The 14,393-nt window shown below is 48.1% G+C and carries 12 protein-coding genes; 5 read left to right on the top strand and 7 right to left on the bottom strand.

The window, feature by feature from the left end:
* Positions 1 to 36: 36 nt before the first annotated feature.
* Positions 37 to 825 (top strand): TPM domain-containing protein, encoded by a 789-nt coding sequence (locus tag C5O19_RS02240; protein WP_207766378.1) that lies wholly within the window; start codon positions 37 to 39, stop codon positions 823 to 825.
* 31 nt (positions 826 to 856) lie between these two features.
* Here C5O19_RS02240 and C5O19_RS02235 read toward each other — a convergent pair whose 3' ends face one another.
* From C5O19_RS02235 to C5O19_RS02205, 7 genes are all read right to left on the bottom strand, one after another.
* Positions 857 to 2,206, bottom strand: coding sequence for a M56 family metallopeptidase (locus C5O19_RS02235; protein WP_104709723.1), 1,350 nt, complete (start codon positions 2,204 to 2,206; stop codon positions 857 to 859).
* A 1-nt stretch (position 2,207) separates the two neighbouring features.
* Positions 2,208 to 2,555, bottom strand: coding sequence for a BlaI/MecI/CopY family transcriptional regulator (locus C5O19_RS02230; RefSeq protein ID WP_094810171.1), 348 nt, complete (start codon positions 2,553 to 2,555; stop codon positions 2,208 to 2,210).
* A 125-nt stretch (positions 2,556 to 2,680) separates the two neighbouring features.
* Entirely contained in the window at positions 2,681 to 3,637 is a 957-nt protein-coding gene (locus C5O19_RS02225; RefSeq protein WP_104709722.1) for a D-2-hydroxyacid dehydrogenase, read from the bottom strand.
* 129 nt (positions 3,638 to 3,766) lie between these two features.
* Positions 3,767 to 4,420 (bottom strand): GDSL-type esterase/lipase family protein, encoded by a 654-nt coding sequence (locus tag C5O19_RS02220; protein ID WP_104709721.1) that lies wholly within the window; start codon positions 4,418 to 4,420, stop codon positions 3,767 to 3,769.
* An 85-nt stretch (positions 4,421 to 4,505) separates the two neighbouring features.
* A complete protein-coding gene (locus C5O19_RS02215) occupies positions 4,506 to 5,828 on the bottom strand; it encodes an MFS transporter (RefSeq protein ID WP_104713807.1) in 1,323 nt (440 codons plus the stop codon).
* A 180-nt stretch (positions 5,829 to 6,008) separates the two neighbouring features.
* A complete protein-coding gene (locus tag C5O19_RS02210; protein WP_104709720.1) occupies positions 6,009 to 8,822 on the bottom strand; it encodes a M16 family metallopeptidase in 2,814 nt (937 codons plus the stop codon).
* A 91-nt stretch (positions 8,823 to 8,913) separates the two neighbouring features.
* Positions 8,914 to 9,660, bottom strand: coding sequence for a hypothetical protein (locus tag C5O19_RS02205; protein ID WP_133163287.1), 747 nt, complete (start codon positions 9,658 to 9,660; stop codon positions 8,914 to 8,916).
* Positions 9,661 to 9,922: 262 nt separating this feature from the next.
* Between C5O19_RS02205 and C5O19_RS02200 the strand changes: the two genes are divergently transcribed.
* The 4 genes from C5O19_RS02200 to C5O19_RS02185 all read left to right on the top strand — a co-directional run bounded on the left by C5O19_RS02200 (position 9,923) and on the right by C5O19_RS02185 (position 14,185).
* Positions 9,923 to 10,612, top strand: coding sequence for a MotA/TolQ/ExbB proton channel family protein (locus tag C5O19_RS02200; RefSeq protein ID WP_094815565.1), 690 nt, complete (start codon positions 9,923 to 9,925; stop codon positions 10,610 to 10,612).
* A gap of 78 nt (positions 10,613 to 10,690) precedes the next feature.
* Positions 10,691 to 11,107 carry an ExbD/TolR family protein gene (locus C5O19_RS02195; RefSeq protein WP_094815567.1) on the top strand — a complete coding sequence of 139 codons (417 nt, stop codon included), beginning with the start codon at positions 10,691 to 10,693 and terminating at the stop codon, positions 11,105 to 11,107.
* A gap of 565 nt (positions 11,108 to 11,672) precedes the next feature.
* Positions 11,673 to 13,184 (top strand): pyruvate kinase, encoded by a 1,512-nt coding sequence (pyk, locus tag C5O19_RS02190; RefSeq protein ID WP_104713805.1) that lies wholly within the window; start codon positions 11,673 to 11,675, stop codon positions 13,182 to 13,184.
* Positions 13,185 to 13,366: 182 nt separating this feature from the next.
* On the top strand, positions 13,367 to 14,185 hold the full coding sequence (locus tag C5O19_RS02185) for an ion transporter (RefSeq protein ID WP_104709718.1): 819 nt from the start codon (positions 13,367 to 13,369) through the stop codon (positions 14,183 to 14,185).
* Positions 14,186 to 14,393 lie beyond the last annotated feature (208 nt).

Here is a 14,393-nt window from a genome sequence, read left to right as displayed (position 1 = left end):
ACCCCTAGTTTTTTATTTATTACAGTCATGACCCACATGCCATTTTTGCGAGTGCTACGGAAGGGACTCTGGCTGGTCTTTTCAATTCTGAGTTTCGTTGTTGCTTTTGCCCAGGATATTCCCGAACGTCCGGTTCCAGCCCGTTTTGTTAATGATTACGTAGGCATGTTAGCGGGCGGCGAAAAAGACCAGCTCGAGCGAAAGCTAAAAGGTTTTATGGATTCCACGTCCAATCAGATTGTGATTGTGATCGTGAAAACGACGGGCGATTATCCACCCGGCGACTATGCCTTTCAGATCGGACGTAAATGGGGTATCGGACAAAAAGACAAAGACAATGGCCTCGTGTTACTATGGGCCACGGAAACGCGTAAATTATACATTGCTCCCGGATATGGTCTAGAAGGAGCCATTCCGGATGCCGTAGCCAAACGCATTATTTCTGACCAGCTTGCTCCGGCTTTCAAACAACAGCAGTACTTCAAAGGATTGGATAACGCGACCAGCGAAATCATTCGTCGAGCCAGTGGAGAATACAAGAACGATCAGGCCAGTGATGATACGGAGCTTCCGATGAGCGGTGTGATCATCTTTCTGGTGATTGCCGTTGTAGGATTTATTGTCATTGCCCGTTTGATGGGACGCGGTTGCCGAAATTCGGGTGGTACCGGGGGTGGTATGCCCTGGTTTGTGCCTTACGCTACGATGTCGAGTTGGGGAAGCTCCTCCGGTAGCTGGGGGGGCAGCAGTGGCGGTGGTGGCGGAGGCGGCTGGGACTTTGGTGGTGGTAGTTTTGGTGGCGGCGGTGCCGGAGGTGATTACTAAAAATGAAGAAAGGCCCTGTATGGGGCCTTTTCTATTGCTCTTTCAAGGTAACAAGTATTACTCCATTTTTTGCCTTTTCTCCGTAATGCTCCGTTGCCTTCGCATCTTTCAGAACGTTAATACTCTCGATCTGGTCGGGTTTGATTGCATCTAAATTTTCAACCTCTTCCCCATTAACCAGATACAGCGGTTTAGCAGCAGCGTTGACCTTCATTTGTATCGGAACAGGTTCTCTGGTGTAAATTCGAAGTTCTTTCCGAGTGGGCTCAGATTCCGATTTTATAATCTGCATTTCTTTAATCTCATCAGGATGTAAGCCGTCTATTCCTTCCCGGGGCGTTTTACGGTCGTCGAGGAAATACGCATACGTAGCTGGCGTAGTCGAGGTTGCTTTGGGCGAATTCGTAGACTTCGTTCGAGGCGTTCGCTTCTTCGTCAGGATTATTTTTGCGGGCAGAACCGGACGAATCGTATCCGTGGCTACAGGTTGCTGTTGCCTAGCGGGTAGTATTACGATTTTTTCCATGACTCGCCGGGGTGTAAACGCCATAATCCAGAATCCCAGCAAGGGCAATAGAAGCAATAACTTGATTCCCTTCCAGGGAGCCGACGAAGGAGTATTGATTTGACGAATCCGGTTTTTGAGTTCAGAAACGCTAAAATGCGTACGTACGGGCACGGCCAAACCGCTTTGACGTAACAAATGGTATTGATAATGCCGGGCGTTCAGGCCGCTCGCCAGTACCGTATAATCAGCCAGATATTCCAGATTCTGACGGACCGTTTTGTTCCACCACCAAACCAGGGGATTAAACCAAAATACGATTTGCAGCATCTCTCCCATCAGTACATCCCAAGAATGGCCTTGTCGGGCGTGTATCTGTTCGTGCAAGAGCACTTCCTTGAGTTCCTGAGGAGTAAACAGGGTTGGATTCATGAAAATCCAGTGAAAAAAGGAGAAAGGAGCCGTTTCGGACGCCGGTACCTGTACTTTCTGCTCCCCTACATACTGCATCCGGGAATTTCGGTACAGTTGATACACACTCCTCAATTGGCGTATCAGGCGAACGCTCATAATCAGCACACCAAACAACCAAAGTCCTAGCACTATGGACTCAGCGGAGGGATAGTCTGAGTCGGCTACCTGCTGAGCAGCATACTGAAAACTCAAATCCGGTACGTACGTGGTTACTTGCTGAATACTTTCCCGCTGCGAAAACCATTCGTTCCAGGCCGGAACCAGTAGCGAGGCTATTCCAGCAATCCAGAAATACCAGCGGTTCCACTGGTAGTAGGTCTCTTTTTTCAGTAACAAAGCGTATAAACCCGCGAAACCCGCCAAGCTTAAACTCACCTGTAAGAGATACACCAGCGTTTGCATATTATTGGCCTTTTTCGATCATGGATAAAATTTCCCGCAGGTCCTCAGCTGATATCTTTTGCTCCTTGGCAAAATGCGTAACCAGATTCTTGTACGAATCATCGAAGTACTCTTCTACCATCCGATCCGCCACTTGCTCGCGACTTACGGCCGGATAATACTCGTATACATTTCCGTATCGGCGAAACAGTACGTACCCTTTTTTCTCCAGGTTTTTAAAAGCAGAAGCCAGGGTGTTGTAATGCGGTTTGGGCTCGGGCATTTCTTCTAGAATGACGCCTAAGGTACCACGTTCCAATCGCCAGAGCGTCAGCATGGCCGTTTCTTCAGCGGGAGTCAATTTTTCCATAACCATACATCCGAAATTTTCGGAAATCTACGAAAATAGTTAATTCACTAGTTATACCATTGATAAATAAATCCGAAGAAAGGTCTACTAGTTGACTTTTCTTCGGATTTGTGATGTATCACTTTCTAATTCACCACGTTGATTGGTGTACCGTTTATGAAAGCACGGATATTATCGGCTGCCATCTGGAGCAACCGCCGCCGGGCTTCGAAAGCCAGCCAGGCTACATGTGGCGTAATGAGGCAGTTTTTAGCTTCGGTCAGGGGATTATCCGGGCTGGGCGGCTCGACGGAGAGTACATCCAGACCCGCTCCGGCAATCGTACCCGCGTTGAGAGCATCCGCCAAGTCCTGCTCGACGATTAACGGACCGCGACCGGTATTGATCAACAAAGCCGTGGATTTCATCCAGCTCAGGCGTTCGGCGTTTACCAGCCCCTGCGTTTCCGGCGTGAGCGGGCAATGCAGTGAAACGAAATCACTTTCCCGAAACACGTCCTCCAGACTGGCCATTTCCACGTAGGGGTGGGTTAATTCGGGTTTCGCGTGCCGACGATGGGCCATAATACGCATGCCAAACGCATGACCAATCTGAGCAACCTGTTTGGCAATACTTCCAAAACCCACCAGTCCGAGCGTTTTTCCGGAAAGCTCCGTCAACGGCTGAAAGGAATAGCAAAAATCTGGACTTTGAGCCCAGGCTTTGGCTCGCACCGATTCACCCAGACGAGCCACGTCGTTCGTGAAATGCAGCATCAGGGCAAAGGTGTGCTGGGCTACAGCCCGGGAGCTGTAATCGCTCACATTAGTCACCGGAATGCCCCGTTCCCGGGTGGCTTCGGTATCAACGATGTTGTACCCCGTGGCGGTCACGCCAATGTATTTTACGTTGGGCAGTTGCTCCAACACTTCCCGGGTAATCTTTGCTTTATTGGTCAGCAGGATATCGGCTTCCTTCGCCTTTTCAACCACTTCTTCCGGCTTTACCCGGTCATATACCTGGAAAGAACCCAGCTGCTCCAGCGGAGTCCAGTCCAGATCACCCGGATTGAGTGTATAGCCGTCTAGTAAGACAATCTTCATAAAAATCTGAGTTTGGGGTTAAGGGTTGATCGTTTTGAGTTAGGTTTTGAATGTTCATCGCATCTTTTAGAAGGTCCGTCCACTCAAAACTCTAAACAGCGACAGCGGTTGCTCAAAACCCAAAACTGTTCAATCCACTAACAAAGGTTTAAGCACTTCGGTCCAGCGGCGATAGCCTTCAGGCGTCATGTGAAGACTGTCGGCTTTGAACAGGATGGGTTCAGGACGCAGACTTTCATTTAGCATCACGGGCCATACATCCAGGTAATCGGCATCCTCTTCGCCATCCAAGAAAGAGCTGACGAGTCGATTAAATTCCTGCATAGCCTCGCGTTTGTCCCAGCGGGAAGGAGCCGGTTTTGCTGAGATGAAAATCAAGGGTACTCGGGGCATATCCTTGCGGATTTTTCCGTACAATCTGAAAAATTCCAGGTAGGTATTCTTAGCGTTCTTACCCGTAGCGATGTCGTTTTCACCACAGTAAATGACGATCTGTTTCGGCTTATACTTGGGAATCAGTCGATCGTAGTAATATACGACATCCGTCAGTGTAGAACCGCCAAAGCCCCGGTTGATAATGGGCTGATCAGGAAAGGCCTCCTGCATATCCGACCACAGACGAAAAGTAGAACTCCCCACAAACAGGATCGGATTTTTCGGCGGCGGTGTAGTCTGGTCCTGCGTTTCAAATGCCTGAATTTCCTTTTCAAATTGCTGTTGAGCGAACGATTGAATCGTAACCAGAAGGGCTAAGACCAATCCGTACCATAACTTGGTTTTCATGCAAAAAGGTTTTAATACGAAAAAAGGCGAATGAAAGATGTTTCATTCGCCTTCAAAAAAGCCGGAAAATACTGGCTTATGCAACTTAAAGTTTTACCTCTTCCATTTTGGGAGCGAAGATGTGCATGGCACCCCAGGCCACCAGATAGGCAAAACCGCAAATGATAAATACCACGTTGTAACCAGCGACAATGTTGCCCTGTCCTTTGTAGTAATCTAGCAGATAGCCAATCAGAATCGGGAAAAGCATACCGCCGATGGAACCAGCCATACCGCCCATGCCGACCACTGAACTAACGGCTCGTTTGGGGAACATATCCGAAGCAGTCGTAAAGATATTCGCACTCCAGGCCTGGTGAGCGGCTGCCGCCAGACCAATCAGGGCCACGGCTACCCAAATATCGTTGATGTATTTAGCACTGATGATGGGGACGACGGCCAGAGCAAAAATGAGCATCGCCGTTTTACGAGCCTTGAATACGGGGAAACCTCGTTTGATAAAATAGCCCGACAGATAGCCGCCACCAATACTACCAATCGTCGTAGCCGTATATACGATGATCAGTGGCAGACTCGGCTTTTTCAGATCTAACTGGAAGCGTTCGGCAAAGTACGAAGGCAACCAGAACAGGAAAAACCACCAGATGGGATCGGTAAGCATTTTACCAAAAATGAAAGCCCAGGTTTGTCGAATGCCCAACAGCCGGCCCCAGGATACGGAACCACCTTCGGTTTCAGCCGTAGCCGCCGCCAGATCGCTGTCACTGTGAATGTGAGCGTACTCGGTGGGGTCCATGTTTTTCTTACGAGCGGGTATTTCGTATAATACCAACCAGAACACCAGCCATACAAAACCGATGGCACCAGTCGCTAAAAACGCCGCTTCCCAGCCGTAAACGCCTAAAATCCAGGGAACCATAATAGGAGCTACCACGGCTCCGATGTTGGCTCCAGAGTTAAAAATTCCCGTGGCCAGTGCCCGTTCTTTTTTAGGAAACCACTCGGCTACGGATTTGATGGCGGTGGGAAAGTTTCCGGCTTCGCCTAAACCTAATAATACCCGTACGGTGATAAAACCGGCCGTACTACTCACCAAGGCGTGTAACATGGCAGCAATACTCCAGAATATGATGGAAATAGTATATCCCATCTTCGTACCTACTTTATCGACAATTCGTCCAAACAACAGCAAGCCCACGGCATACGCGGCCGAAAAGAAGGTTACGATCAGACTGTAATCGGATTCCGTCCAGTTGAACTCTTTTTCCAGCGTTGGCTTGAGTAACCCAATAATCTGACGGTCAACGTAATTGATGGTAGTAGCGAAGAAGAGTAAAGCCACGACCGTCCAACGGAAATTTCCCATTTTCGTAGACGTCAGGGAATCGCTTACCTGTGTAGGATTCATATTCATACCATTGGGTGCGTAAAGAGGTAATTAAGGTTTAGAAGAACAACCCGCATGTTTCAAATAGACGGTCTCCGGCAGGATTTACCCTCTAGTTTCTATAAAATTTAAGAGAAAAGCCGGACGAATGGTTACGCAATGCTTCCATTCATCCGGCTCTTTAGGGTACTGAATTTTCTCTTATTTACTACTCGTGGCCTGCTTTTTCTCGGGCAGCAGTACGGCTTTAATCAGATTACCACCGAATACCTTGGCGGCCATGGCTTTTACCGAAGCGACGGTTACTTGATCGACCAGCTTCATTTCTTTCAGTACATCTTTGGGATCTTCTCCATTCTGATAGCTCGAAGAGAGGCTATTGGCCCAGAAACGGTTCTCTTTCATCTGTACTTCCAGTTGGCGTTTGGTTTCAATCTTGTACTTGTCCAGATCCGTCTGAGAAGGTCCATTTTTCTTCATATCTTCCAGAATGGCCAGGGTTTTGGTAGCCAATTCATCAATACGACCCGGATTGGTACCGTAACCAATGCTCAGCGAATAACGAGGTTTCGGTAATTTTTCGGCACTGGCCTGAGCATAGATGTAGTATACGCCACTTTCCTTTTCCCGAATTTCGTCGATGAGTTTAATGTTCAGAATCTCTTCGATGGCACTCAGATTGGTTTCATTTTCGGGCGTGTACACAAAATCGCCGGAGTACACGAGTTGAGCCGCTGCCTTGTCGTCAATCCCCCGATAGACGGTTTTGTTGACTTTGCCTTTCAGCGGACGGATGTTCAGGTCTTTGTACGTTTCCTTTTTACCCGTACTAGGCAAACCACCCAGGTATTTTTCCAACAGCGGTTTGAATTCGTCAACCTTGAAATTTCCGACGAAGAAGAAGGTAAAATCCGAAGCATTCGCAAAGCGTTCTTTGTAAATACGCATCGCTTTGTCCACGTTGATTTTATCCACATCGGCGGGCTTCATGGGCATATAGCGGGGATTGTAGCCATGCAATACTGCAGAAAGTGTATCGAAAAAGACGCCCTGCGGATCGGGAGTTGCGAATTTCTGCTCTAGCTCATCTTTCATATTCCCTAGATACCCTTTGATGACTTCCGGGTCTTTACGGGGCATTACAAAATTCGCGTAAATGAGTTGCAGAGCCGTCTCAGCATCTTTGGGTGAGAAAGAGCCGTTCATTCCCTCCGTCAGTTCGCCCACGTAGGTAGAAACATTAGCCACTTTACCCGTCAGGTACTTTTTGAGTTGCGTCGCTGAGAACTCCGCTACCCCACCCTGGGCGGCAATCACATTGGACTGATCAGCGTCGATGTAATCGGCTAAGGGGTACAGGGAAGTTCCGCCAAAGCTGAAGGAACGGAACAGGACCTCGTCATTTTTGAAATCCGTGGGTTTCAGTACTACTTTCAGTCCATTGGAAAGCGTTAGCTCCGTTACACCAATTTCGGGAATCTGCTTTTCGGCGGTTACTTTACCCGCTTTGGGTGCTGCCGCCAGCAAAGGTTTAGAGATGACTTCATCCACGTACGCCGTTACATTCTGCCCGGAGTTATCAATCCAGTCCAGCAATTGAGCTTCTTTGGGAAGCGTTGCCTTGTCTTTTTCGGGAGCCATTACAATAACGGCCCGGTTTTCCTTCGTCAGCAGCGTTTTAGGTAAGGCATTCACTTCTTCGAGCGTAATACCGGGCAATTCGGCTTTAACAAATTCAAAGTTTTTCTCTACGCCCATGGAAGGTACATCATTGATGAAGTCATTCATGTACTCCATCGCAAATGCTTCCGACTTGGTTTTATCTTTCTCCTTGAAGCGTTTTTCGGTACCCGTCAGCAGGTTTTGTTTGGCCCGTTCCAGCTCCGTAGCCGTAAAGCCAAACTTGGCCACACGAGCATTTTCGTCCAGTACCGCTTTCAGCCCTTTTTCAATACCGCCGTTTTTCGCAACCACTACACTTACAAAGGAATCGTAATTGCCCAGGAAGCTACTCGTGGAGCTAAACCCGTACTGGAATGGAGGATCGGCTTTTTGCGTCAATTCCTGTAAGCGGCTATTCAACATCTGGTTGAACAAAGACCGCTTGATTTTCTCGCGGGTATCGGCGAAGGTCTTTTCTTTCAACTCGGGCAGTCGCGTCAGAATCTGAACAATCGTGTACGGCTGTTCTTTATCGGTTACGATGGCCACTTTCGTATCGCTGTTGGCCGGAATCGGGAATTCACCCAAGGGTTTGGGACTCGTGGCCGCCGGAATGGCTCCAAACTTCTCTTTGATGATCTTTTCAACCTGTGCTACATCAAAATCACCCACGGCAATGATGGCCTGATTCTGGGGTTGATACCAGGTTTTGTAGAAGTTACGAATCGTTTCGGGTTTGAAGTTTTTCAGGATTTCCTCCGTACCAATGACGTTCCGCTTGCCCCACTTCGAACCGTTCATGATGACGGGGAAGTACTCATCCCGCATCCGCTGGGAAGCTCCCTTGCCGCCCCGCAGTTCTTCCAAAATGACGCCCCGCTCTTTGTTGATTTCGGTTTCGTCCATGGTCAGATCGTGTGACCAGTCTTCCAGAATGTCAAAAGCTCGTAAAAACACTTTCATCGAATCCGTCGGTACGGGCAGAAAGTATACCGTTTGTTCGAAACTGGTAAAGGCGTTCAGATCATCACCGAACTTGATCCCATTGGATTGTAGAAAGCTGACGAGTTCGTTCTTAGGGAAATTCTTAGTCCCGTTAAAGGCCATGTGCTCGGTAAAGTGAGCCAGTCCGTTTTCGGGATCCTCTTCCTGAATGGCTCCTACTTTCACGGCCAGCATGAGGTGAGCCCGGTTCTTGGGTTCAGCGTTTTTACGGATGTAGTAGGTCAACCCGTTGGGCAGTTTGCCCACTTTGGTTTGGGGGTCGAAGGGAATGGGCTGGTTGAGTTGCTGAGCTAACACATTAGCCGCCAGCAACACCATTCCAAGTAATAGGGTTGGACGCACTCGCATGGGTAATTCGTTTAGGTTGTTAAGTTTCTGCAATAAACGAAACTTTTAGGTAACTAGTTAGAGAGCCTGGGTGAATGGTTGTATCACCGGATTATTCGTTGAGAAAAGTGGCCATTTTTTCGAAAGATTTCTGTAGTCCGACGAGCATTTGTTTCTCCTGTGGAATATACCGTAGCTGTCTGAAAGCCAACTGATAATACGACAGAGCTTTGAGGGCTTCGGTATCGTCGTAGAATAAATTTCGCCACGCCATTGGGGTTGAGCTAAATCGCTGAACTCCCATCGCTCCCTGGTAAAAACGAACGGGCAGATTTAGAAAACGAGGTTCGAAATAGCCTTGTTCGCGTTTTACGACAATGTCGAAGTAATCGGCCGCGTATTGCATATGCCCGGCAACCTTGGCCTTTAACTCAGCTTCGGCCAGTCGATGCGTCGATTTAAACCGCCATTTGTTCTGATTGGGATGAAGCAGGTCATGTTCGGGATGGGAAAATACCGTACTGAATTTAAATAGCCGGACGGAATCGTTACCGGGCAGGCGGGCCGACCAGGAGCTGGGAAAAATCGTATAGACACTCAATTGCAAAGCGGGCAGAGCCAGAGCCTGCCGATTCACGTAAATGGTCTGAGCATCCGCCGACAGCTCCCAATCCATTAGCTGGTAATTGCCCCTTCGCGTATAGCAGGCCAGTCGGCCTTCGGGGTAAAACCGAAGGTACGATTCACGGGGTAAGACACTGGTTGAATCCGAAGGAACTCCCGTGGGGCTTTCGACGTCTACATCACGCGTCATCCAGCCTTTATTGAATTGATCTTCTGGACGTTGGCAAGCTGACACTAGCAAAACCACAATCCCGTATAAAACTATATTTCGAAAAGCCCCCAGCATAGGTTACGTCAAAAGCAAAACCAAATCAAAACTAAAAACCGTACTTTCAGTTACTTATCCGAAGCAATTACGCGAAAGTTTTTTCTTCGGACGCACCTGAATGCGTATTAGAAAAGTATTTTCGCATTGCAATCTATCTTTGTACAAGAATTACGCGTTGTTTTCGTATTTAGAAGGACTTAGCATCAACCATTTTTGATTTTCCGTACGCATGCTGTTACAGACACTTAACATGACCGCCGACTCGACGGCTGCACCTGCTGCTGCCGGAGCCGAAAAATCCATCAGCCTTATTGATTTGCTGGCCGCCGGTGGCTGGATTATGATCCCCATCGCCGTCCTGCTGTTTGTAACGATCTATCTGTTCGTTGAACGCTGGATGTATCTCAAAAAAGCAACCGCTCTGGGAGCCTCCTTCGAGGCCAGTTTCTGGGGATTAGTACAATCCGGTAATTTGAATGCGGCCCGTCAGCTCTGCCGGAACGACCAGTCGGCCGTATCCCGCGTACTGGAAAAAGGACTCACCCGCATCGGAACGCCCATTCCCCAAATCGAACAGGCCATGGGCAATACGGCCCAGCTGGAACTTTCGTACATGGAGAAAAACCTGGGTTTACTAGGTACGGTAGCGGCCATTGCTCCGATGTTCGGCTTTTTGGGTACCGTAGCCGGGATGATTCGGGCCTTCCACGACATTTCCGTTTCCAATAACCTGAGCATTGGTACGATCTCAGGCGGGATCTACGAAAAAATGATCACGTCTGCTTCGGGACTTGCCGTTGGTATCCTGGCGTACATCCTTCTGACCATCCTGAACGGCATGGTGGATCGGGCCGTCGCTCGCCTGCAGGCCGCGACTAACCAGTTCCTGGACGTACTCTACCAACCTGTATCAGCTTAGAACGTTTAGGGTTTTGAGTTTTAGCGTTAATATGTTCTAACAACTCAAAACTCCAAACCCTAAACTCCAAACTTACTCATGAAAATACAACGTCGGAATCGGCATCGTGGTCATATTGAGGCTGCTTCGCTGTCGGATATTCTTTTCTTCTTACTGATTTTCTTCTTGATGATTGCGACGCTGGCTAGTCCATCGGCCATGCAAATGTTGCTACCGCAATCGTCAACGGCTCCTTCAACACCCTCGCAGGTGATTAACCTGTCGGTAATGCCTAATCAACAGTATAATGTGGAAGGGCAAATCGTAGGAGCCGCCGAACTGGAGAGTGCCTTAGCCACACGAGCCGAAGGGCAGGAAAGTCCCGTAGTACTGGTACGAATCGAGAAAACCAGTTCCGTCCAGGATCTAGTAGACGTCGCGGATGTAACGGCGAAGGTAGGAGCCAAACTCGTACTGGCCACTTCAGCAAAACCTACGGCGACCAGTTCGAAGTAAGAAAAGTAGAGATACGCGAACCTCCCGGAAGCTTTAATGCCTTCAGGAGGTTTTGTTTTTAAGGCTAGTGAGATCGTATATGCTAAGTATAAGAGGCATGAATTAACATTCAAAACGGCCTGAATGAGGTTACCTTCATTGTTAATGAAGTACGCTAACCCCGGAGGGGTTCAATATACATAGCCTTATATACCACGCAGGGTGAATTCACCCGTCTATACTGATGCAGGTTCCAACTGGTGCAGGTTGCCCCGTTTGTCCTCTGAGATACACGTCACTGTCTTTCCAGCTGTTTGCCCTTCAATAGACTTCCCGAAGCTCATCTATCTTTAATTAGCAAGTTTTCTGGATTTTATGGATACCCGGCAGGCGTCATTTAATGGAAGCTTTATTCGGAATCGTATGGCTTTTTGTCTGGAAAATATTAGTTTAAGACTCATTCCTACACTTCTGCCAAAGAAAATTTCCCTACCTTCCGGAACGTTTCCATTCCTGAAAACTGGAATTTCCGGGACGAAACCCTAACTTGCGGCCCTGGAAACTCGAACACTTGTATTCCGTACACATGCCTTACCAGAAAAAAACCAAAATTGTTGCCACCGTTGGTCCGGCTTCCCAATCCAAAGAAATGTTGCTGAAGCTCGCCCAGTCTGGTGCGAACATCTTTCGGCTTAACTTTTCCCACGGAACGCACGCTGACCATCTGAGTCGCATTCAGGCTATTCGCGAAATTAACGCCGAACATGGCTTAAACCTTACCATCCTTCAGGATTTACAGGGACCTAAGATTCGTACCCAACTCGTAGAAAATAACGGCGTTGAACTCGTCGCAGGAAACCCACTGACTTTCGTTATGGACGAAAATCTGCTGGGAACTTCTGAGCGTGTAGGTACGACTTATACTTCGATGTACCTGGACGTAAAACCCGGCGAACGCATCCTGATGGATGACGGTAACCTGGAGGTACTGGTAGAATCTATCGATTACGATAAAAAAGAAGTACTCACGAAAGTGGTATACGGTGGTATCCTGAAATCGAAGAAAGGCATTAACCTGCCCGGCACGAAAGTAGGCTTACCTGCTCTGACTGAAAAAGACGAAGAAGACCTGATCTTTGGTCTGGAACATGATGTGGACTGGATCGCCCTTTCCTTCGTTCGTTCCGCTGAAGATATTCTGGCTGTTAAAGAAAAAATCAAAGCCCGTAATGGTCGCTCAAAAATCATCGCTAAAATCGAAAAACCCGAGGCGGTGGTTCCTGAAGTACTCGATGCCATCATCGAAGCTACCGACGCCGTAATGGTGGCCCGGGGTGATTTAGGCGTTGAGCTGGACGGTGCCATGGTACCCGAGCTTCAGAAAACGATGATCCGCAAGTGTATCAAGCACGCCAAGCCCGTTATCGTGGCGACGCAAATGCTGGAGTCGATGACGAGCTCTCCCCGCCCTACGCGTGCGGAAACCTCGGACGTTGCTAACGCTGTGCTGGATGGAGCTTCGGCAACCATGCTTTCGGCAGAATCAGCTTCAGGACAGTACCCTGTCGAAGCCGTTTCGACGATGACGCATATCATTGAAGCCGTTGAAGAACAGCAAAATCAAATTCCGATTGTATACGGGGATGAATCAGCGATTTACTTCAAAAATCACATGCTGAAGGGCGAAGAAAACTCGCCGACCATCCTGAACGATCGTGTCATTGCCGCTGCTTGCCGTCTGGCTCGTGACGTACAGGCGAAAGCCATTCTGTGCATTACGAACAGTGGGTATACGGCGTACCGTTTGTCGTCTCACCGTCCGAAAGCGGATATTTTTGTATTCTCAGCAGACGAAAACCTGATGACGCAGATGGGGCTGTTGTGGGGCACACGCGTATTCAATTACGACAGTGCAAACCTCAGCACCGAGCAAATCTCACACGACATTGCCAAAATCCTGGTCAAACAGGGCCACCTGCAAAAAGGTGATGTGTTCGTAACCTTACTGAGCGTACCCGCCCAGCAGGATTTACGTACTAACACGGTGAAAATGGGTGTGATTGATAAAATTGCGGATGAAGTAGCGGCTGAACAATAGGCTGTTTGAACCATTTGATAAAACCCCGTTACTTAAAATTTAAGTAACGGGGTTTTATTTTATTGGGGGAGAAGTCGTCTTTTATCCAGCTATAAACGATAACGGCAACGTTTCTTAGATTGAGATTTGTTCATTCTTTTTTCCTTCTTGTGCCCCCGACTTACTTTTTTTACCTTTCCCGCATGGAACCAAAACCTAGCAAAACCTGGCGGGAGCGATTACAGGAGATTATTTTTGAATCAAACACCGCGGCAGGAAAGGCCTTTGATGTTGCTTTGCTTTTTGCCATTTTAGGTAGCATTCTCGTCGTCATGCTGGATAGTGTAACGCACTACCATCGGTTGTACGGAGTTTTGTTTTTTAGACTTGAATGGGCTTTCACCCTGCTTTTTACGCTCGAATACCTGTTACGACTCATCAGCATTCGACGACCAATCCGGTATATAGTCAGTCCCTTGGGCCTGATTGACCTGCTCGCCATCGTTCCCTCCTACCTGAGCATTTTTTACGTTGGTGCCCAATCACTGCTGGTACTTCGGGCTCTACGACTCCTACGGGTATTCCGCATTTTCAAGCTCACCCATTTTCTTACCGAAATAGAGTTTCTGAGTGTTGCCATTCGGGCCAGTCTAAAGAAAATCAGCATCTTCATGCTTACGGTTCTTATGCTGGTAACCATTCTGGGATCGGTCATGTATTTGGTGGAAGACCGTCAGAATGGATTCTCCAGCATTCCGGAAAGCATTTACTGGGCCATTGTAACGATTACTACGGTAGGGTACGGAGATATTTCACCCGTAACACCGTTGGGAAAATTTATTTCCAGTATTGTCATGCTGATTGGTTACGGAATCATTGCCGTTCCGACCGGGATCATTACCAATGAAATCGCGGCAGCGGCCCGTAACAAAAACCACAGCAGCGAATCCTGCCCCTCCTGTGGCCGGGAAGGTCACGATGCAGACGCGGTCTTCTGCAAATTTTGTGGACATCATCTTTAAATGTTTTTCGCATCGTAGAACAACTGCTTTTCGACTTGTGTCAGCAATGTTCGATAGGTATACAACTTAGTTTTCACGCAGGAATCTGATGTCTGATCTCTTTTAATTCGCTTTTAAAATTTCTTTAAACTCTCTCTAAACTCGTAGATGAACCTTTGCTGACGACAAGCACAAAAAGTAAGGCCTGTTCTTAATACTGACCCCACTT

The sequence above is a fragment of the Siphonobacter curvatus genome (assembly GCF_002943425.1).
Classification (GTDB): Bacteria; Bacteroidota; Bacteroidia; order Cytophagales; family Spirosomataceae; genus Siphonobacter; species Siphonobacter curvatus.
This window is presented reverse-complemented; position numbering and strand designations above follow the sequence as displayed.